The sequence below is a fragment of the Methanosphaera sp. ISO3-F5 genome (genome assembly GCF_034480035.2).
In the GTDB taxonomy this organism is placed as follows: Archaea; Methanobacteriota; Methanobacteria; order Methanobacteriales; family Methanobacteriaceae; genus Methanosphaera.
In genome coordinates this window covers 2,016,215-2,036,798 of the sequence record NZ_CP118753.2, presented here as the reverse complement: position 1 = coordinate 2,036,798, position 20,584 = coordinate 2,016,215, and the positions used below count along the sequence as shown (strand labels likewise).

At 31.8% G+C, this 20,584-nt stretch carries 17 protein-coding genes; 6 read left to right on the top strand and 11 right to left on the bottom strand.

The window, feature by feature from the left end; translation table 11 throughout:
- The first annotated feature begins 133 nt into the window (after window positions 1-133).
- Together PXD04_RS20605 and PXD04_RS20600 are read left to right on the top strand one after the other, a co-directional pair.
- On the top strand, window positions 134-1,852 hold the full coding sequence (locus tag PXD04_RS20605; protein ID WP_323736683.1) for an ABC transporter ATP-binding protein: 1,719 nt from the start codon (window positions 134-136) through the stop codon (window positions 1,850-1,852).
- A complete protein-coding gene (locus PXD04_RS20600) occupies window positions 1,849-3,501 on the top strand; it encodes an ABC transporter ATP-binding protein (RefSeq protein WP_323736682.1) in 1,653 nt (550 codons plus the stop codon). The genes PXD04_RS20605 and PXD04_RS20600 overlap by 4 nt, the downstream gene beginning before the upstream one ends.
- A 153-nt stretch (window positions 3,502-3,654) precedes the next feature.
- Here the strand turns inward: PXD04_RS20600 and rimI are convergent, their stop codons facing one another.
- On the bottom strand, window positions 3,655-4,092 hold the full coding sequence (rimI, locus tag PXD04_RS20595; protein ID WP_323736681.1) for a ribosomal protein S18-alanine N-acetyltransferase: 438 nt from the start codon (window positions 4,090-4,092) through the stop codon (window positions 3,655-3,657).
- Between the two features lie 159 nt (window positions 4,093-4,251).
- Here rimI and PXD04_RS20590 point away from each other — a divergent pair, with 159 nt between their 5' ends.
- Window positions 4,252-4,659, top strand: coding sequence for a UPF0146 family protein (locus PXD04_RS20590; RefSeq protein WP_323736680.1), 408 nt, complete (start codon window positions 4,252-4,254; stop codon window positions 4,657-4,659).
- Between the two features lie 3 nt (window positions 4,660-4,662).
- Window positions 4,663-7,149 carry a calcium-translocating P-type ATPase, PMCA-type gene (locus PXD04_RS20585; RefSeq protein WP_323736679.1) on the top strand — a complete coding sequence of 829 codons (2,487 nt, stop codon included), beginning with the start codon at window positions 4,663-4,665 and terminating at the stop codon, window positions 7,147-7,149.
- Between the two features lie 5 nt (window positions 7,150-7,154).
- Here PXD04_RS20585 and PXD04_RS20580 read toward each other — a convergent pair whose 3' ends face one another.
- Window positions 7,155-7,364 (bottom strand): AbrB/MazE/SpoVT family DNA-binding domain-containing protein, encoded by a 210-nt coding sequence (locus PXD04_RS20580; protein ID WP_323736678.1) that lies wholly within the window; start codon window positions 7,362-7,364, stop codon window positions 7,155-7,157.
- A 211-nt stretch (window positions 7,365-7,575) separates the two neighbouring features.
- Between PXD04_RS20580 and cobK the strand changes: the two genes are divergently transcribed.
- Window positions 7,576-8,346 carry a precorrin-6A reductase gene (gene cobK, locus PXD04_RS20575; protein ID WP_323736677.1) on the top strand — a complete coding sequence of 257 codons (771 nt, stop codon included), beginning with the start codon at window positions 7,576-7,578 and terminating at the stop codon, window positions 8,344-8,346.
- 138 nt (window positions 8,347-8,484) lie between these two features.
- On the opposite strand, the gene PXD04_RS20570 is transcribed toward cobK, so the two are convergent.
- Window positions 8,485-9,708 (bottom strand): proteasome-activating nucleotidase, encoded by a 1,224-nt coding sequence (locus PXD04_RS20570; protein ID WP_323736676.1) that lies wholly within the window; start codon window positions 9,706-9,708, stop codon window positions 8,485-8,487.
- A gap of 273 nt (window positions 9,709-9,981) precedes the next feature.
- Here PXD04_RS20570 and PXD04_RS20565 point away from each other — a divergent pair, with 273 nt between their 5' ends.
- Window positions 9,982-10,482, top strand: a complete 501-nt coding sequence (locus tag PXD04_RS20565; protein ID WP_323736675.1) for a multiprotein bridging factor aMBF1 — start codon at window positions 9,982-9,984, stop codon at window positions 10,480-10,482.
- Window positions 10,483-10,510: 28 nt separating this feature from the next.
- On the opposite strand, the gene PXD04_RS20560 is transcribed toward PXD04_RS20565, so the two are convergent.
- The 8 genes from PXD04_RS20560 to PXD04_RS20525 all read right to left on the bottom strand — a co-directional run bounded on the left by PXD04_RS20560 (window position 10,511) and on the right by PXD04_RS20525 (window position 20,272).
- Window positions 10,511-10,870: a DUF356 domain-containing protein gene (locus tag PXD04_RS20560; RefSeq protein ID WP_323736674.1), complete on the bottom strand. Its 360-nt coding sequence runs from the start codon at window positions 10,868-10,870 to the stop codon at window positions 10,511-10,513.
- Window positions 10,871-10,919: 49 nt separating this feature from the next.
- Window positions 10,920-12,134: a hypothetical protein gene (locus PXD04_RS20555; RefSeq protein WP_409988288.1), complete on the bottom strand. Its 1,215-nt coding sequence runs from the start codon at window positions 12,132-12,134 to the stop codon at window positions 10,920-10,922.
- A gap of 69 nt (window positions 12,135-12,203) precedes the next feature.
- The gene (locus tag PXD04_RS20550) at window positions 12,204-12,671 is read right to left on the bottom strand and encodes a hypothetical protein (RefSeq protein ID WP_323736672.1); all 468 of its coding nucleotides are present in this window, start codon (window positions 12,669-12,671) and stop codon (window positions 12,204-12,206) included.
- Window positions 12,672-12,889: 218 nt separating this feature from the next.
- Window positions 12,890-14,443 carry a Mur ligase family protein gene (locus PXD04_RS20545; protein ID WP_323736671.1) on the bottom strand — a complete coding sequence of 518 codons (1,554 nt, stop codon included), beginning with the start codon at window positions 14,441-14,443 and terminating at the stop codon, window positions 12,890-12,892.
- Entirely contained in the window at window positions 14,430-15,863 is a 1,434-nt protein-coding gene (locus PXD04_RS20540) for a Mur ligase family protein (RefSeq protein ID WP_323736670.1), read from the bottom strand. The genes PXD04_RS20545 and PXD04_RS20540 overlap by 14 nt, the downstream gene beginning before the upstream one ends.
- A 194-nt stretch (window positions 15,864-16,057) precedes the next feature.
- On the bottom strand, window positions 16,058-17,389 hold the full coding sequence (locus tag PXD04_RS20535; RefSeq protein ID WP_323736669.1) for an IS4 family transposase: 1,332 nt from the start codon (window positions 17,387-17,389) through the stop codon (window positions 16,058-16,060).
- A gap of 319 nt (window positions 17,390-17,708) precedes the next feature.
- Entirely contained in the window at window positions 17,709-19,172 is a 1,464-nt protein-coding gene (locus PXD04_RS20530) for a Mur ligase family protein (RefSeq protein WP_323736668.1), read from the bottom strand.
- A 17-nt stretch (window positions 19,173-19,189) separates the two neighbouring features.
- Window positions 19,190-20,272: a phospho-N-acetylmuramoyl-pentapeptide-transferase gene (locus PXD04_RS20525; protein ID WP_323736667.1), complete on the bottom strand. Its 1,083-nt coding sequence runs from the start codon at window positions 20,270-20,272 to the stop codon at window positions 19,190-19,192.
- Window positions 20,273-20,584: the final 312 nt, after the last annotated feature.

The window sequence follows — 20,584 nt, the reverse complement described above, 5'->3', positions numbered from 1 at the left end:
AAACATACAAGTTTCATATTAAATAATATGACAAATATTTCTTTTTATATTAAAATACAATCAAATATGATTATTTTTATTGGAAATAATGAAACTTAATAAAAACAATTAAATTATAAAATAAAGTGTTAAAATGAAGATGTTATTAAAATATTTTTTAAAAACTCAGTGGAAGAAAATTATTCCACTCATCATTTTCCAGTTTATTGCAACAAGTTCCCAGTTCTACGGAATATATCTTGTGGGAAAAATACTTAATTTAGCCCTAAAAGGAAAAAATCTGGAATTATTGGGCAAAAATGAAATAATTCTGATAGTGGCAACCATAATAACTATACTGGCCTTATTAGCAGTTTATTATATTGCAGTGAACATAGCATCATCTACAGGATACAATATCAGAAAAAGATTGTTTCACGTATATGCTAATGCACCTATCGGAGAAATTCAGAAGTTTAAAAGCACTGGATTGATGAGTCGTACTACCAGGGGAATGTTTACTATGAGAAACTTCATATTTAACGTTCTTGGTTTTTCATCACTTATTCCCTTCGTATTTCTAATAATGTACCTAGAACTTAATTATATGAGTTCTTTCCTGGGAACTGTATACCTGATTTTAATGGCAATGCTGCTAGTCTTTGTTTATATAATAGTAAGGTACGCATGTGATCATTATTTCGGACTTAAAAAAACATTTGCAGGCATTAATTTCCTGTTTAGACAAGGAGCATTAATGTTTGATAATGTACGGTTGAATAACAAACAAAAATATGAAAAAGAAGCATTTCAGGGTGCTATAGAAACATCATATAATACTAGTCTGAATTATTCTAAAAGAACAAGTTATTTCTATCCATTATTTTTAATAATATTTAATTTGTTCATTGTGGTGATGATAATATTCACCACCCGTGAAGTAATTAGCGTACGGATGGATATGTTGGAAGTAGTGATCTTTTTCCAGTGGGTACTGTTTACTTTAGGCAGTATAAAAACGTTACCAACCATATTTAACTCATTAACAAAAGTAAATGGAACATCAAAAAGAATTGAAGAAGTATTAATTCTTGAAGATATGCTGGAAGAAGAGGATTATGAATTTAAAAACAATGATAATCAGAACATAATCGAATTTAATGATGTAAGCTTCAAATATGGAACAGAGGATGTTATCAGTGATATGACATTTAATGTTGAAAAAGAATCTACAATAGCAATTGTAGGTAAAACTGCAAGTGGAAAATCAACAGTTTTATCACTTTTAAACGGATTATATCCATGTACCAATGGTGAAATAAAGATAGATGGTAATGATATTAATCAAATTAAAAGCAAAGACTTAAAAAGTAAATTATCATTTGCAACACAAAAAAGTTTCCTTTTTAATGATACAGTGAAAACAAACATTACCCTAAATAATGATTCGATCAATACGGATGAAATCCATTTATCAGCAGAATTATCCGGTTTAGATGAATGTGTTGATGACATAGATGACTTTTTAGAATTTAAAGTCAATGAAAAAGGTGTGAATTTATCCACAAGCATAAAAAGTAGGCTGAACATAATGCGTTGCCTAGTGAAAAAGGCTGACATATACCTATTTGATAATGTGTTCAATACCTATGATAAAAATTCACAGTACAAGATGTTCAAAAAGATTAAGGAACATTTAAAGAATAAGACAATAATTCTTGTAACAGACAACATTGAAATACTCGAAAACATGGATAAAATAATACTATTGGATGATGGAAAAATTAGTACTATAGGCACACATTCAGAATTAATAGAAAATTCAGAATATTATAAAAACCTGGTTAATACAGATAAGGGGATGTTATTATGAAGAAACCTGCAGATTATTATGATTTTATACATTTCTTAGAGAAACTATTAAAGCCACATAGTCTACGATTTATAATAATCACCACATTAGTACTAATATACTCATTAAGTGCCATTTACTTGCCTAAAATATTAGGAAAAGTAATTAACATGTTTGGAGATTATAAGGTTGGAAGTACAATATTTTTCTCATCAAAATTTACTAATCTACTAATTGAGGCAACCGTACTTATCCTGATAACGTATATTCTTAAAATAGTTATTACGTACATAACCTATCCTGTAAGTGATAAGATTACATTAGATTTACGTGAAAGAATTGATAAAAAAGTTCACAGCATTAACTACAAATACCTGAATGACACCAATTCAGGAGAAATTATGTCTAGAATCAACCATGATACTCTTGTCATACGGGGATTTGTTGGTGTTAAATTATCAACAATAATCTCTAAAATGCTGTTATTAATACTGGCAGTATTTATGATGTTAATGCTTGACTGGGAATTAACCAAATGGTACCTGTTAATAATGATAGTGAGCTTCATATTTATTGCACTAATCAACAAGTATGCTATAGATTACATGAAGGAATCACGAGAATACATGGGTAAAATGATATCCGTAATAGGAGATACGCTCCTGAACAAAACAGTAGTAAACAAGGATGACAATAACAGTTATAGTGAAGACAGATTTGACAAACTAAACCTCCTAGATAAAAAAGCTTTCAGTAACGCAACTACCAGAGCAGTACTTATTGAACCAATATCCTTATTAATGTCTAACCTCGTCTACATCATAATATACGTAATTGCTATAATCATGTTATTTGATAAAACAATAACACTTAATATTGTGCTAGAATTAATATTATATGGACAGATAATCATTAACCAACTTAAATACTTTGGAAAAACATTACGGGAAGTACAGACAGCATATTCCAGCTTCATAAAAATATATGATTTTCTGCATGAACCTGACGAAGAAGAAAATATCGAAAAAGTTGAAAACATATCCCATGGAGAAATCGAATTCAAGAACGTTTCATTCAGTTATGATGACAAGAAAATATTGGATAATGTGAACTTTAAAATAGGTGACAAAACTAAAACAATAGTTAAAGGTAAAGTATCTAGTGGAAAATCAACCATCACAAACCTGTTAACAAAGTTCTATGAAATAGACTCAGGTGAAATACTATTAGATGGCAAGAACATAACCAATATACCACAAAAGAACATAATAGAGTCCTGCACAATACTATCAGAAAATAATCAGTTATATACTGCTAGTGTCATGGAAAACATAGCCTATTCAACAGACAATATAAGTCACGAAGACATAGTTAAAGCAGCAAAAGAAGTAGGAAGCCATGAATTCATAATGAAACTACCAGAACAGTATGATACTATAATATCCGATGAAAACAATAACCTCAGTCGGGGCGAACGTGAACTAATACTCCTGACAAGAGCTTATGTTAAAGAATCAAAGATACTTATAATAGATAATGTCATGTCAAACATAGACAATATAACAAAACAAAAAGCCATTCAAAGTTTAAGAAAACTTATGCAAAACAAGACAACCATAATACTAACTGATGAAATACAATGCGAATACGATAATATAATCCAAATATAACATTATGATAATTAAAAACTTTTATTATGTTTTGATATATTTTGAGGAGATGTTCCAAAAACTTCTGCAACAACTTATTGTTATGTATGTTGTATCTGTATTTTTCATATGATATATGGATGATGATGATTTGTTAGTTGTTAATTGGTCTTTTTAATTGTTATGGTGTTGGTATTCCATGATGAGGGCTGCTTCTCCATCACTGTAGTAGTTGTCTTCTTCGCTGATTGCTGTGAAGCCGTGTTTGATGTAGAAGTTTATTGCTTTTATGTTTGATTTTCTGACTTCTAGTTGTACTTTGGTGATTCCATTGTATTTTAATACTTTTAGGCTTTTGTCCAGGAGTAATGAGCCTACACTCATGTTTCTAAAGTTGGAATTTACTGCTATGGCTATTATGTGTCCTATGCCTTCATGTATCCAGAAAATATTGTATCCTACTACTCGTTTTCCTACTTCTGCTACGATGAATCCTGCTCCTCTTTCATGTAAGTTGATTAGTACGTCAATTGGGTATGGGTCGGGAAATGCTTCGTATTCTATTGTTAGAACATCGTCCAAGTCTGTAGGTTTAAATTCTCTGATAATCATAAATTCACTATCTTATTATTTTTTTTCTATTATTTTACTTTTTTATTTTAATAAAATTAATATTTTATCAATTAATGTATATTATGAAAAAATTTTAGTTACTATGAAAACAATAATAATTATTATATGATAAATTAAGAATTCTAGAGTGAAATTATAATGAGTAACCTATGGACTAGTTTTACTGATTACATTATAAATAATTATAGAGATAGTGAAAAGATTGTTGAAGTAGGTGTTGGACGAGTACTTGAGCCAAGTAATATTCTTAAAAAAGAATTACCTACGTGTAACATTGAACTTGTCGATATTTATCCGGCAAATGAAAGTGTAGTAATGGATGATATTACTGATCCGGAAGATTATATCTATGAAGGTGCTGACTTAATATATGCTGTGAGGCCTCCGGAGGAGTTACAGAACTCCATATTTAATTTAGGTGTTAGGTATGATGCGGATATTATTATCAAACCTTTATTTACTGAAGAGATCAGTTATAATTTACAGAATAAATTAAAGCTCGTGAATTATAAGAGAAGTGTTTTTTATGAGTATAAGAGGAAATAAAGTATGACAGATGATGAGAACAATATAGATAATATTTTAGCCGAATATGACACTACCCTTAATGGTTTAACAAGTGCAGAAGCTGAGAAGAGAATTGGTACTTATGGGAAGAATACGCTGATTGAAAAGGAAAAAGAAAGTGAGTTGAAAAAGTTTTTACTGCAGTTCACTGAACCTTTAACCATATTATTAATTATAGCGGGAGTAATTTCTTTACTTATCAATGATGTTATTGATGCTGGAGTAATATTCTTTGTTGTGATATTGAATGCTGTGATGGGGTATCATCAGGAAAACAAGGCAGAAAATGCTATGGAAAAATTGAAGTCAATGTCTTCTAAGACGAGTATCATTGTAAGAGATGGTAAGAAAGAGGAAATTGATGTTGCTAACATTACTGTAGGTGATATTGTTGTTCTTGAAGAGGGAGATAATGTTCCTGCAGATTTAAAGTTAATTGAAACTTATAATTGTAAGGTGGATGAATCCTCTTTAACTGGTGAATCATTACCTGTTACTAAGGATACTGGTGAAGAAAACCGTGCTTACATGAATACTACTGTGTCTAAGGGAAGAGCTTTGGGTGTTGTGTCAAGTATTGGTATGCAGACTAAGATGGGTGAGATTGCCTCAATGATTCAGGAGGAGAGCGATAAGACTCCTCTTGAAATTAAGATAGAAACTCTTAGTAAGACTCTGAGCCTGTTTTCTGTGATTATTTGTATCTTAATATTTGTTCTTGAGATGATGCAGGGTATTCCTATTGCTAACACTTTCATGACTGCTGTTAGTTTGGCTGTGGCTGCTATTCCTGAAGGTTTGCCTGCAATCCTGACTTTAACCCTTGCTATGGGTATGCAGAAGATGGCTGGAAATAAGGCTATTATCAGGAAATTGTTGGCTGTTGAAACTTTAGGTTCATGTAGTGTGATTTGTAGTGATAAAACTGGTACTCTTACTATGAACCAGTTAACTGTTACTGATGATTACACATATAATAAGGGTATGACTTGTACTATTGGTCAATTATGTAATAATGCTAAGATTAGTAAGGATAATAGGTTAGGTGATCCTACTGATATTTCAATATTAGATTATAGTTTGAAAAATTATTCGGAAGTTGTTAATGAACGCTTATATGAAATTCCTTTGGACAGTTCCAGGAAGAGAATGACTACTGTTAATCGTATTGATTCGGAGGAGTATGTTCTTGTTAAGGGTGCTCCGGAGATTCTTTTAGAAAAATGTGAGTTCATTGATGATGATGGCAGTATCCGGTTAATGTGTCAGGAAGATGTTGAAAAGATTAAGAGTATTGTATCAGAGTTCACCTCTAATGCTTTGAGGGTTATATTGTTTGCTTATAAGAAGGTTGATGATTATACTAGTCATTCTATTAATGATTTGGAGAATAATCTTATCATTACGGGAATTGTTGGTATGATGGATCCTCCAAGAGAGGGTGTTAAAGATGCAATTCATACTTGTAAAAATGCGGGTATAACTGTTAAAATGATTACTGGTGATCATAAGAATACTGCATCTGCTATTGCAAAATTAGTTGATATTGATAATTATGAGAATGTTTTAACTGGTCCTGAGATTGAGAAGCTTTCTAGTGAAGAGCTTAGGGAGGCTGTTAAGGTTACTAATGTTTATGCTAGGGTTTTCCCTGAACAGAAGGTTAAGATTGTTAAGGCTTTGAAAAGTAATGATGAGATTGTTTCGATGACTGGTGATGGTGTGAATGATGCACCGGCATTGAATATTGCTAATATTGGGGTGAGTATGGGTTCTGGTACTGATGTTGCTAAGGAATCTAGTGATATGATTCTTGAGGATGATAATTTTTCAACTATCATTTATGCTATTAAAGAGGGTAGAACTATTTACTCTAATATTAAGCGGTTTATTAAGTTTCAGTTGTCTACAAATATTGCTGCTATTCTAACAATTCTTGTTTCGTCGGTGCTTGTTGTGCCTCTTCCTTTTAATCCTGTGCAGTTGTTATGGATTAATATTATTATGGATGGTCCGCCTGCTCAGTCTTTAGGTGTTGAGGGCAGTGATAGGGATATTATGAATATTCCGCCTAGTGATGAGAATATTTTATCAAGGGATAACTTGTTGCATATTTCTTTGATTGGTATGGTTATGGCAGTTGGTACTATTGGATTGTATTTGTATGAATTGTCTGCTGGTACTCCTCAATTGCTTGCTAGTAGTATAGCTTTTTGTGTGTTTGTTATGTATCAGTTGTTTAATGTGTTTAATTGCAGGTCTAATAGTGCTAAGAGTAATAGGACTTTGATAGTTGCTGTGTTTGCTTCATTTATTTTGCAGTTATGTGCTATTTATGTGCCGTTGCTTCAAAGTATTTTCCATACTACAAGTATTCCTTTAGAAAGTTGGTTGTTAATAATTTTAGTTTCTTTAACTATCTTTGTTGCTGAGAAGATTATTAGAAAATTTGAAAATTCTATTATCTAGTTTTTTCATTTTTCTATTATTATTGATTCTATTTCTTCGTCGTCTATGAAGGATATTTGTTTATTCTTTAATTTTTTTTCGTTTTTTATTTTTATTATTATTTCATCTTCTTTTATGTTCCAAATTAGTTTATCGTCTGTTTTTATGTTTAGGGTGTTGTATATCTCTTTTGGTATTTTTATTTGGTATTCTTCTTGTATTTTTGTTTCTATCATGTTTTATCACTAATAGTAGTATAAATGTTTAAGTATATTAAGTTATATTCAAAAATTCTTGAATTAAATATTATGTTTTTGAATTTCTCTTGGTTTGTGTGTTTTAATTTTATTATTATTGTTTTTCAAATTTGTTTAACAAAAATAGTATTAATAATATTGAATAGAAAAAGTAATAGATATATTAAGGAATTCCGTGGAGGATAATAAGATGAGATATATTGTGATGTCTGGTACATCTGATGCAACAAAAGTTATAGAATTTTTAAGTCAAGACGCAAATAATTACATTTTAGCTACAACAGTCACAGACTATGGTGGAAAAATAGCAGAATCTGCAGGTGCAAGTGAAGTTATATCACATGCATTGAAAGAGGAAGATTTCATAGAAGTCATTAAAGAAAAACAAATAAACACACTAATTGATGCAACACACCCATTCGCAGCAGTAGCAACAGAAACAGCCATAGAAAGCTGTGAAAAAAGTGGAATCCGATACATAAGATACGAAAGAGCATCAACAATACTACCAGAATCAGACCTAATACACTACGTAGACTCATTCCCAGAAGGAGCAAACAAAGCCAAAGAACTACTAGGCACAGAAAAGAAACTAATGCACCTAGCAGGAGTACTGAACCTACATACAATCACAGAAACACTAAAACCAGAACAAGTAGTGCCAAGAGTACTACCAAACAATTTCAGCATATCAAAAACACAGGAAACAGGCGTACCCGCAAGCAATATCATTGCAATGCAAGGAACATATTCCAAAGAATTCAATATGGCAATCATGAAAGAATACGATATTAGTGCAATAATCACCAAAGAAAGCGGAGAAAGTGGCGGTACAGAAAACAAAATAAGTGCAGCACTAGAATTAGGCATCCCCGTAATAATAATTACAAGACCAAAAGTAGAAAAACTAGATAAACATACAATGGTACGTTCTATCGAAGAACTATCAGAAATAATATAGAAATAGTAACTGATTATAACTGGTGGGAGTTTATATAAAAGTAGCCTCAGTTCGCCCATCATTCATCATCAGTTCAGAGCTCATAGGGTTCATCATTGGCCACCCATCTAATTAAAAGAGAAAAAAGGAAAAATGTACCTAATTATACATTACTCCAGACTCTTTCAATTCATTATTTTTATTTTTATTCATTACCTTATCCACTGCATCTTCAAAGTTTTTAGCAGATACACTGTAATGTTCTTCCCTTATAGCAAACATACCTGCCTCGGTACATATGGATTTAAGATCTGCACCAGAAGCTGATTTTGCATTAGCTGCTATAAGACTTAAATCAACATCATCATCTAATGTCATGTCCTTAGTATGTATTTTAAGGATTTCAAGTTTTCCTTCATCATCAGGTACTGGAACTTCTATGATACGATCAAATCTTCCAGGACGTACAAGTGCAGGGTCTAATATGTCAGGCCTGTTGGTTGCAGCAATAATTCCAACATTTCCCCTGGATTCAAATCCGTCCATTTCAGCAAGTAACTGCATGAGAGTTCTTTGAACTTCACGGTCACCACTAGTGGAACCTTGTAATCTTTTTGCTGCAATTGCATCAATTTCATCTATGAAGATTATTGCAGGAGCTTTTTCCTTAGCTAATTCAAATACTCCCCGTACTAGACGTGAACCTTCACCGATGTATTTTTTAACAAACTCTGATGCAACTATCTTTATGAATGTTGCATTGGTTTCATGGGCCACTGCTTTTGCAAGTAATGTTTTTCCTGTTCCTGGTGGTCCATAGAATAATACACCTTTAGGTGGTGTGATACCCACTTCTTCAAATATCTTAGGATTTTTAAGTGGAAGTTCTACTGTTTCAATAGTTTCCCTTATTTGATCTTTTAATCCACCAATTTTATCATAAGATATGTCTGGTGCTTCATCAATTTCCATACCAGAAACTAATGGATCTTTTTCTGAGGTTAATATATCCACTATACTGAAGGTTTGCTGATTTAATGCTACCCTTGAACCAATTTCTACCCTGTTAGCATCTTTATCCGCATATTTAAGTAGGAAAGATGGTCCGGTTGTACTTTTTACAACTACCTGATTATCATCTAATATTTCAGATATTGTTGCAATTACGAGTGGTGGAGTCCTGAAACGGCTGATTTCACTTTTTAATGATTTTACTTCACGGTCTAATCTGAGATTTTCATTTTCCAGTAATACTTTATCTTTTTCTAATTTTCTTACTTCCCAGGTTAAGTTACGTTCAATGGTTTCATGTTTATCTAGGAGAGTAGATAATTCCATGTCTTCATTTTCCTGAACATTTGACCCGAATCTTGATTCTTCCATAAATATACCTCCTTTTTCTATTCACCTATCGTTTTTTAGAATCTTATTCTAAACTAATTAGTTTAATTATATGTTTTCTATTAATTTTTGTATATTCTCAATCACTACATTATTATTTTTAGTAACATCTTATTATTAAAGTATTTGCATCACCACCCCAATTTTTTAATAAAAAAAAAATATTTCTTTATCAAATAATTAGTAGGAAATATGAAAAGATTTTTTTAATGATAAAAAACAGAGTATTATATATAAAGAAATCAAGTGAATAAAATGAACTGTGAAATATGTGGAACAGAAATTAAAGGTGAACCTTATAAAACTAAAATTGATAATTCAACAATGGTAACATGTAAAGAATGCTCAAGGTATGGGAAAGTTCAGAGTAAACCTCAACCACCAAAAAGTAAATCACCAAAAAGAAAAGTTGTGAATAATGCACAAAGACAAAATCAGAGAAAAGTTTATTCCAGAAGAAGCAGGGAAGAAGAGTTTGAAATTGTTGAAGATTATGCTCAGATAATTCGTCAGAAAAGAGAAATTAAAGGTTTAACACAGAAGGAATTTGGAGCACAACTTTATGAAAAGGAATCTGTTATACATAAGATTGAACAGGGAAAAATGGTTCCTGACATAAAATTGGCTCGTAAAATTGAAAAGTTGTTAAATGTTACGATAATTGAAAAATTAGACTCCGATGAAAAAGAATTCCAAGATCCTAGACAATTCAGGGAAGCAACTATCGGAGATATTGCTATTATTAAAAGAAAATAAAAATAATAATTTTTAGATCTTTTTTTTACTATTTTTTATTCTTTTTTGATGAATAATAACCATCAAATACTTTTGATTTATTGTAATCATCCATTAATTCCTTGTATTCAGGGTATTCCTCACTGACTACGATTACATGTGCTGGTGGATGAATTTTACGTATTTGCATTATACTATCTGTAGTGTTTTGTTCAACTTTCACCAGGATAGCTAGTTTTATATCATCACGTGGATTTTGTTTAATAACTCTTTTTGTTACATTGTAAACTTTTTCTAAAGAAACTGATTTTGGTTTGCCTATTATGTTTAATTTTGCATGTCTTTCCAGATCTGCTAAACAATTTAAAGCTTTCTTCTTATTCATTGCTCTTATTAAAATTAATGCCATAAAATACACCTGAAAAAAATATTAAATAATAAAAAATAGGGTTGGAAGACTATCGTCTTCTAAAGAATGATTTTATTAAAGAACTTCTAAATAATGCTAATAATATCAATAGAATACCGATAACTGTCTGAATATTTCCTAGTACATCAAATATTTGAGAGTTTATTGGTAAATTCCATTGTGGTGCAGTTCTACCATTTGATACTGGCGTGTAATAAACACCCACTGCTTTAACATTTTCTTTCACATTTAAATCTGAAGTACTTAAATGTTCTACACCTACTATTGTTCCACTGTCTATAGCCCGATTAAGTGATGCAGTTATTTTGACTGGATCATAACCGTTTCTGGTAACTGATGCGGAGACAATATCTTGTGTTGCTTCATATAAACCTCTGTTATCTGAACCATATACTGATACTGATGGATTGTCATTAGATACTGTGATTGCATTTCCTAATGCTTCATAAGCATATATTGTGGTTAGTGGACTTCCATCTACTGGTGAGACTTGGTAATTGTTTGCTTCTGGGAATCCGATACTCCATCCTGTTTGACTCACCTTACTGTATGGTTGATCCATTTCGTAACCAACACCATTTAATTGTTCCGGAGTAAACATGTCCCCTGTGGTGACACCAGAAATTAAGTTAATTGCTCCACCACCATGATTTTCTCCTGAATCTTTTGATACTTCTTCGAATGCTTTTTCTACGATTGTTGTTGCTGGGTATCCATCTCGAATCATTTTACCCATGTTCATAGCAGTTTGTAATCTTACTCTGTCTGCTGTTCCACTTTTTGGGTTTCCTTCAGAGTTACGAAGGTGTATCATTGCACCTCTTGTTCCTGCTGGTATTGATACTACTCCACCACTTGCTGCTTGTACTTTAATATTACTGTTACTGTCTACTGTGACTACGTATACCTGGAAATCTCCTCCTACTGCAATACCCTCTGTAGGATTAACAGCCATTAGACGTATACCATCAAAGCTTTGTGCAACTCCAACTATTTTTTCTAGTGTAGCATTGGCTTGAAGTTGTGTTAGTGCAGTAATAATTGCAGCTATACGTACATCTGATGTACCTTCACCCCCTGATAGGAGTGCTATTTTACGTTCCTGTGAGAATATAAATGTTGACTGGAACATGTTTGCTGCAAATGACTGGCTTCCTGCTGCACACCCGTTAGGGTCTTTTCCTGTAGGATCAGTTATGACTGCTACGTTCATTGTTGCACTAGCTACCGATGAAAACATTATTAAGAGCAACAAGAAAATGGATATTTTCATATATTTTGATTGTCTTGTCATATTATCACCAATAACATCTTATCCTGTCTCTGTGTTTGCTGATGGTGTTGTAGAACCGTTAGCTACTTTAACTTTTATTACTGAGAAATCTTCTACAACATTTACTACCACGTTTCCGCTTGTGGAATCTACTTGAACATCAACTACATTGATTGGTGCAATAGATGTACCAGGTATGGTTGCCTGTTTAGCAAATTCTTCGGCGTTTTGTATTGCATCTGATAGCAATAGCTGTCTCTGGGATGTGATTAAGGTATTTCCTTTAATGTAACTTCCTTCCCTAAAACCGGCAGCTTGTATATTTGATTTAATTGAAGAAGTTGGTACTATATCATTTCCTTTTATCATTACTCCTGCTATAGGAACTCCATCATCTACACTATCACTTGATGCGAATGATACGTAGGTCATTGCTCGACCAGATAGTATTAGAACAAATGCTAGGATTAAAATGATTAATGTATCCCTTCTAACTTTTATAAACAATTTTTCACCCCGATTAATAAATTAATTTATTAACATACTACTTGAAAAAAATTTTTTTTTATTATCTTTAAATAATCTTTCATTAGAAGATAATTATTAAATATTAGATTTATTTTTTATTTTATAAGTAGATATCTAGGATTAATTAATGTGAAAGTAAAACATTTTTCTCCCCCCACAAAAGAATGGGGGTAGTGTAATAGAAAAAATTACTTTTACTATTCTTTTTCGTTTAACTTTTCTATTAACATGTCCTTGTATTTAAATGCTGCTTCACCAGTACATACTATTAGATCTGCTTCAATATCTAAGGATTTGTTGAATCCTGCCAGTACTTGTTCTGTTGTTGCACCTAATGTTCCCTGTTTTTTATCATGAGGCATGTAATCTGGGAGCACTATTTTATTATCGTATAATCCTTTTTCAAGAGCATCTTTTGCACAATGGTATGCATTGTAAGATGCTGGAACAATATAATCCGAGTAGTCAGCTGAACAACTGAATATTTCATGATCTCCATCCAATCCGGACTCTGATGATGTTGTTATAACATTAACCATTACATCATAGGAGTTTTTCAGTTCTCTTAGTACTGTTGTCATACCTGCAGGGTTATGTGCATAATCCACCATAACCTGTTTTCCATGGTATGTGCCTATTTTGTTCATCCTTCCGTTCACACCATTAAAATTTTGAAGATATTCTTCTATTTCCATGAATGGTATGTTAAGTACTTCTCTGGCTATTATAATTGCACCTACTGCATTGTATATGTTATGTAATCCCTGAATGTTTAAGTGAAAGTTGTAGTTACCATATTTTGTTTGTAGTGTGAAGGAATTATGTTCATCATTAATGTTTTTTGCAAGATAATCTGGTTGTTGATAAGTTAAACCACAACTGCATTGATATTTTCCTACTCCTGCAATATATTCATCAATATGTACTTTTTGGCCACAGAAGCATTGTTTTTCTGATTGTCTGAAGGATTCTGTTTCAATACCGAAAGTTATTAAGTTTCCCTCATATTTTACTTCTCTTAATAGGGACATTATTGTTGGATCATCACTGTTTACTATGAGAGTTTTGTTTTTTAATAATTCTACAAGTTCTCCTTTCACTCTTGCATAGCTTAGAAAATCGTTACTGTTTGTTAAATGGTCCTCTGTGATATTGGTTATTAATCCTACATCTGCTTTACATGCACTGATTAACTTGTTTAAACTTCCCTTGTAACCGAATGTTCCTGTTTCAAGTATGCTTAAATCACCATTTAGTCTGGATTGTAATGGTGGGATGTCGGCTAGGTTTCCCTGCATTTTTTCCAGGTTGTGTTCACAGGGTTTTAAGCCTGCACTATATGCGAAGTGTTTTAGTAGGGTTGTTGTGGTTGTTTTTCCATTTGTCCCTGTTATGCAGATTACGGGACTTGCCGGTTCAAATAATGTGAATATATCTTCTACTGTTATTATAGGAGTGTTTTGTTGTTTAACGTCCTGGTATAATTTTGATTTAGATTCTATTAATTGTGTTGGCATTACTATATAATCTGATGTTTTTATAAAATCTTCTGGTAGCTTTCCATAGTAAATGTTTATATCCGGATAATTTTTTAGTGAACTTCCGAATCTGCAGTCTTCTTCATTTACCATGTCTGTTGCTTGTACTTTGAAACCATGGTCACTTAATATTCTGGCTATTAGGTTCCCGTTTACTCCACAAACTCCTATTACTCCAAATATTGCATCCTGTTTAATATCAGTTATTTGCATATCTTTTACAACCTTCTTCTAATCCTTTCAGCAGTTTGTCTTTTACTTGTTTATAGGAAGTTGTTCCACCTATTCCGAGGTGTACTATATCATCTCCCGGTTTTGCATATTTCATTGCTAGTTCTGATGCTTCGTCCACTGTACAAACTGCTAGTTTTATTACGTCATCATTTTCTATGGAGTTAAGTAATCCTAGTGCAGAATCCATGTGTAGTTCTCCGGTTATTTCAACGTATCCTGTTGCTATTACCATGTTGGCATAGTCTCCGACGGTTCTTCCGCTTTCTTCATAGTCTCTTATTGTTGTTGAATCTACACAACCGAATACTACTATTATGTTTTCATCTTTTATGAAGTCTAATGCTTGTCTTATGGATAATTCGGAACATGATGAGTCAAAGTATGCTTCAACTCCATTGTATGTTCCGAGGTGTTCCATTCTTCCACTTACTCCTGAAAATAGTGCTAATCCTTCTTTTATGTTTTCCCATGATATTCCGTATTCTAATGATACTGCTATTGCTGCGGTTAAGTTTGCATAGTTATATGATGCTACTGTGTCTATGTTAATATCTGTTTTTTCTGATGATCCTTCCTGTTTGAATGTGTATTGTCCACTCTGATAGTTTGCAGCATATTTTATTTCATATTTTTGTGTGTCTATTTCGGTGTTATTGTTTTCAAAGTTGAAGTAAATGGTATCTTCACGTTTATTTGTTAAAAGGTCTGCGCATTGTATGTTTGCAACTAGTTTATCGGATATGTTCATGATTAATGATTTGCGTTCAATATATTTTTCCATTGAGCCATCAAATTCGCTTAAGTGTTCCTGGTGTAAATTGGTTAGTACACCCATCTTTAAGTCCAGGTCTCCGAGTAATCCTAGTGTTCCGTGTGGTAATTCTAGTATTGCAAGGTTTGCTCCCTTGTATTCCTCGTTCACTATGTCTTCGACTAGTGCTTCGCTTACAAGATTCCATTTCATTGATGAGCATTGATATACCTTGTATCCTGCCTTTTTGAAAATGTTTGTTATCATGGTAGTTGTGGTTGTCTTTCCATAAGATCCTGTTATTCCAATTTTATCCATGTCGAGAATGTTGTTGATTATGTCACTGATTGTTTTTCGTGTTATGATTTCAATGGAATTTTCTTCTATTTGTTTAAAAATTGGTGCTGTTTTAGGTATTGTTGGTGCAAGGTATATTGCATCGTATCCTGTGATGTCCGGATTACTGTTTCCTAGTTCAAGTTTTACTCCTTCACCTTTTAGTACGTCCAGCATGTGTTGACGTATCTCTGTGAATTCTTCGTAAACTTTTGAATCTGAGAGTGTTACTTCTACTCCCTGATGGTTTAGTAACCTAGCAACAGGTCTTCCTGCATTACCTGCTCCTATTACTATACATGATTTAATCATAAAAACTACAACTCCTATTATTATAATTAAAATATCAGATTATATTTCTACATTAATATCTATGTATAATAATTAAAATAATTTCAGTAAAAAGAATTTAGTATTAAAAAATGTTTGGTGGTGAAATGATTATATTCAATGCTGTCAAGTTAATGTTCAATTTGTGTGACTGTTTTTTTGTGAATTATTTTTTTTTAGAAAGATCTTTTGTTGTTGTCTGTGAATTTGTGTCCATAGTCTACAGGTTCTCTGTTTGTTGATTTTCTTTCTTCTTTTATTGGTATTAAGTGTTTTTGTAGTATTTTGATTATTTTCATTGATGTTTGTTGTTGTTTTTCTATGTCTGTGGTTAGAAGGTTTAGTAATTCTTTTTTGACTATTCCTATTGCTATGTTGAAGTTTGCTTGGTAATCTTTGTATTTGTATTTGTTGTTGTTTTTTCGTTTTTCTTCTATTTCTTGGTTTACGTCGTGTTTGACTGTTGTTGCTATGTTGAATACGTATATATCTGAGTAAAAGTCTTGTTCTATTATGATTTTTCTGCGACTAGAGAAGTTTTCTGTTTGTAGTTTGTTTTTTAATTTGTCGTAGTTGGTTTCTATGGTCCATCTTTTGTTGTATATTTCTTTGAAGTCTTCAATGGTCATGGATTCATCATATATGTTTGTTGCTAATGTTTCTATTTCTCCTGTGGGTAATTGTATGTTTATTATACGTAATCGTAGAATTTCTTTTTTTATTGCGAATTTTTGTAGTTTTTTGTCTTTAAGAGTTTTAATGTATGTTTCATCTAAGGGTATCCATATTATTTGCTCATTTTTTGTCATTTTTGCTCTTTTTTCTTTAAATGTGCTATTTTTAAGTCGTATTACAAAATGTGAATGTTGTTTCATTATTTTTAACATTAATTCTTTGGAGCCATAACCTCTATCACATACTATAATTGTTTTTCGAAGATTGATTTTACTTTTTACATCATCTACATGATTTAGGGCATGTTTAAGCTCTCCCCTTTTCCTATTGCTGATACTTGAACTAAGAATAAATTCATTTAATACATCAACCATTGTGGAAACACGAGCAGTTGCTGTGTGATGGGTATGATCAATATTTTCATCAATGGCAAAATCCTCCCGGATAGTAGGATAATTGGGTAAATCGAAGATGGAACCATCAATAGCAGTTAAATAATAACCTTTAAATGTTTTTAATTCTTCAGGTCTCTTATAAATTGCCTTTATTAAATCATCATTAATATCAATATATGCTTGAGGATCAATAATCATCCTCCTTTGAGAAATAGCTTGTTTAGAAACATCCATATCCATTACACCCCAATACTCCTCCATAAAATACAAAGCCTCCAAAGCAGTAGTACGACCACGATTCCACAGAACATATTTCATAATACATTCCTGAGTCAATTTACGATTACGAACAAACTTATTGTCATCTAAAATATATTTATCACAAACATAACTATTAAAATTTCCCATATTATCTAATAAATTACCACATAAAGACATCTACAACACCAAAACATTATCAATCAAATCCACAAACAATTAAATAAAAAAATAAAAATAAACAATATGCTAATTAACTAAATAATAATATATAACTCATAATATATAAAACTAACTATAAATAATAATTAAATACCAATATAATTAAATAAATACTTATATTATTAAATATAATTAAATTATCAATAGAATTAAGTAAATTTAAAGTAAAAATAGGTTACAATATAAAAAATAAAGGATAATGATGGGATAAAAATTTTAACTTGACTGCCTTGAAAAAACAGTCTCACAAAATGAACGTTAACTTGACAGCATTGGATTATATTTGATTGTTTTTTGATAGAATATTACTTGCAGGGTCCATTCCCTGGGCTCCTAACAATAATATGACATCATCCGGTGATGCTATTTGTAGTGACTTGTTTAATGCATCTTCAAGGTTTTCTATTACTTCATATTTTATGTTATGTTCATCTAATGTTGCAGTGAATACTTGAAGTTCTGAGTCAAGTACTGTGTTTAAATGATTTACCACATCTTTACTGCAAGTTAATAATAATGTGTAATCCTCTTTCTGGTTTAATGTTTTTGCCAGGGATTCAGCGATTTCTTCATTAATATCTTCGCCACGGGATCCTCTTATTGCATTAACTACTACTAGTTTATCCCCCAGTTTTGAACCGTTCTCTATTGTTAACTGTATTCCTGAAGGGTTATGTGCAAAGTCGTCAATGATAACAGGGTTTTCTCTTAGTTTGATGAAACGTCTTGCTAGCGGTTTATAGTTTTTCAGAGATTTTATTACTTCTTCCTTGTTTAATGATTTGTATTCACATACGGCTATTGCAGCCATGATGTCTTGGATAAAATGTGCTGATGTGAATGGTAAATCCTCGTATTTGATGTATAATGTTTCTTTTGCATATATTCCCACATTTTCTTTATAGGATATGTCTAATATGTTTTCCGGGTCATAATCTCCGAAGTACATTACTTTTATGTTTGGATTATCTTCTACTGCTTTGTTCATTTTTCTGATGTTTGTATCTTCATAGTTTAGTACTAGTAAGGTGTTTTTATCCTGTTTATCTAAGGCTCTTGCAGCTCCTTCTATTTCGTCTAATAATTCATCGAATGATTCTACGAGATTCATATGGTCAAATGATGCGTTTGTAATTATTGCCACGTCTGCTTCTAATGCGCTTATCATCTGGTATGAATGATTTTTCATTAGTTTATCATCCCATCCTTGTACTTCTGATACTTCCAGTGATATTGCTTCTATTTCGCCGTGTTGCTTGTAGTAATCTGTTAATTCATCTGATACTCGTGGATCTATTAATGTGTTGCCTTCTGATTCAGCATCAGTATTTGTGTATGTTTTATAATTTAAATCTGAAAAAATAGTAAATAGAAGGTGGGAAGTTGTTGATTTACCATTGGTTCCTGTTATGGACATTTTAAAAGCGTTTTGTGCATATTTTTTTATTGATTGGTTTAATGCGTATGCTGTTGCATATTCTATGTGATCTGTCACAATTAATGGAAAATCATGCTCTTGTGCATATTTAATTGTATCTTCTTGAGGATTTTGTGTGATTATACAGGATATTTCCTTATCTAATGCTATTTGCACACCTTTTTCGTTAATCCAATGTCTTATTACAATATCATTTTTAGATGCCTTGTTTAGGAATGTGAAGGTTCCATTTAATTCCTTGTTTGGACCATACAATTTTCCTTCAATTTTCTTTGCTAAATCTAATGTTTTGATATTATTCATTGTTACTCCTCAAATGATTATATTATTCCAAACAGGAATAATGCTATTACGGACACTATTAATGTTACTCCCCAGTATAATAATATAATTTTTTGTTCACTCATTCCATGATAGTTTAATGTATGATGTAATGGTTCTACAGGTAGTGTGATAATATGTGCTCTGTGTAAGAGACTTATTATGACTGATATTATTGGAACTGCCAAAGCTATTACTGAAAATATTAATGTATTTCCAAGTAATGCTGCTACCATGTACCCTGTACCTAATGCGTATGATCCTGTATCTCCCATGAATATTTTTGCAGGATAATGATTTAATACCAAAAATCCTACACTAGCACCTGCTATTACAACAAATGGTAATGATGCTACAGAACCTGTTGTTGCACCAGCAAATAATGCTGAAGCCACGGATGCGATTGCAATAATTCCTGCAGCTAGTCCATCCATACCATCAATTAGGTTTACTGCATTTATTGATCCTATGATTGCAAGGATTGCTAATGGTATCATCAATACTCCGATTTCTATTCCAAGTATGTTAGTTGATAATACTCCTGGTACGACTAGGAAACATGCTAATATGAATTGTGTGATTATTTTCTCTGTTTCTGATGTTTCTGTTTTTATTGGTATTTCATCAATTAGTTCTAGTTTATGTTCTTTTTCAACAATTTGTTCATAATCTTTTTTAGCTTTAGGTGATGCTACTCTTGCTTCTTCACCTGGTTGTAATGTTAATAATCCCAGTTGGACTGGATTGTCACCAGTATTTTTTACAACTTTCTGATATTCTTTTACTTTAAATCCTAGTAAATCATCAAACATTCCAAATATTCCTGCAGCTATCATCATAAATACTGTTATGTGAAGATAACTTACTGCATGCCATGTGAATGTTACTAAAGCCATTAGGGATATACCTAGCAGTATCCCAAAACCGCCCATTGTTGGTGTTCCACTCTTTTGTCTATGTTCAGAGATGATTGGATTGTCCCTAATATCTGCTTTTAACAATTCTCGCCGTACAGCTGCTGTGAATAGTGCTGTTACTATAATTGTTAATATGAAGATTAGTATGTCCATTTGACTAATCATAATTTCTTTAACCCCCTAAAGTCAAAAACTCAATATTAATTATTTTTTTAGTATGATTGTTACTTATGTATATATAATTATGTAAATATATTACTTACCAAGACCCCCTTGATTACTTACCAGCGCCTCTTAAATTAAATTTATATACCATTTATTGTATGGTTTATAATATGGAAGTCACAGAATTGTTATTTTCATGAATTTTTTCTTAATTTTCGTTTTTAAAGTTAAGGGAGCGAATAAAGTAGTATTAACATATTATGATGGATGAAAATTGTATAATTTTAACTCAAAGTACTCTTATTAGGGGTC

Excerpts from the sequence above, each read along its gene's own strand:
- PXD04_RS20540 (WP_323736670.1), bottom strand. The coding sequence starts at position 15,863 with ATGATTAAATCATGTATAGTAATAGGAGCAGGTAATGCAGGAAGACCT.
- PXD04_RS20580 (WP_323736678.1), bottom strand. The coding sequence starts at position 7,364 with ATGATAGAAACAAAAATACAAGAAGAATACCAAATAAAAATACCAAAA.
- PXD04_RS20545 (WP_323736671.1), bottom strand. The coding sequence starts at position 14,443 with ATGCAAATAACTGATATTAAACAGGATGCAATATTTGGAGTAATAGGA.
- cobK (WP_323736677.1), top strand. The coding sequence starts at position 7,576 with ATGAGATATATTGTGATGTCTGGTACATCTGATGCAACAAAAGTTATA.
- PXD04_RS20525 (WP_323736667.1), bottom strand. The coding sequence starts at position 20,272 with ATGATTAGTCAAATGGACATACTAATCTTCATATTAACAATTATAGTA.
- rimI (WP_323736681.1), bottom strand. The coding sequence starts at position 4,092 with ATGATTATCAGAGAATTTAAACCTACAGACTTGGACGATGTTCTAACA.
- PXD04_RS20535 (WP_323736669.1), bottom strand. The coding sequence starts at position 17,389 with ATGTCTTTATGTGGTAATTTATTAGATAATATGGGAAATTTTAATAGT.
- PXD04_RS20585 (WP_323736679.1), top strand. The coding sequence starts at position 4,663 with ATGACAGATGATGAGAACAATATAGATAATATTTTAGCCGAATATGAC.
- PXD04_RS20605 (WP_323736683.1), top strand. The coding sequence starts at position 134 with ATGAAGATGTTATTAAAATATTTTTTAAAAACTCAGTGGAAGAAAATT.
- PXD04_RS20530 (WP_323736668.1), bottom strand. The coding sequence starts at position 19,172 with ATGAATAATATCAAAACATTAGATTTAGCAAAGAAAATTGAAGGAAAA.
- PXD04_RS20565 (WP_323736675.1), top strand. The coding sequence starts at position 9,982 with ATGAACTGTGAAATATGTGGAACAGAAATTAAAGGTGAACCTTATAAA.
- PXD04_RS20590 (WP_323736680.1), top strand. The coding sequence starts at position 4,252 with ATGAGTAACCTATGGACTAGTTTTACTGATTACATTATAAATAATTAT.
- PXD04_RS20560 (WP_323736674.1), bottom strand. The coding sequence starts at position 10,870 with ATGGCATTAATTTTAATAAGAGCAATGAATAAGAAGAAAGCTTTAAAT.
- PXD04_RS20570 (WP_323736676.1), bottom strand. The coding sequence starts at position 9,708 with ATGGAAGAATCAAGATTCGGGTCAAATGTTCAGGAAAATGAAGACATG.
- PXD04_RS20600 (WP_323736682.1), top strand. The coding sequence starts at position 1,849 with ATGAAGAAACCTGCAGATTATTATGATTTTATACATTTCTTAGAGAAA.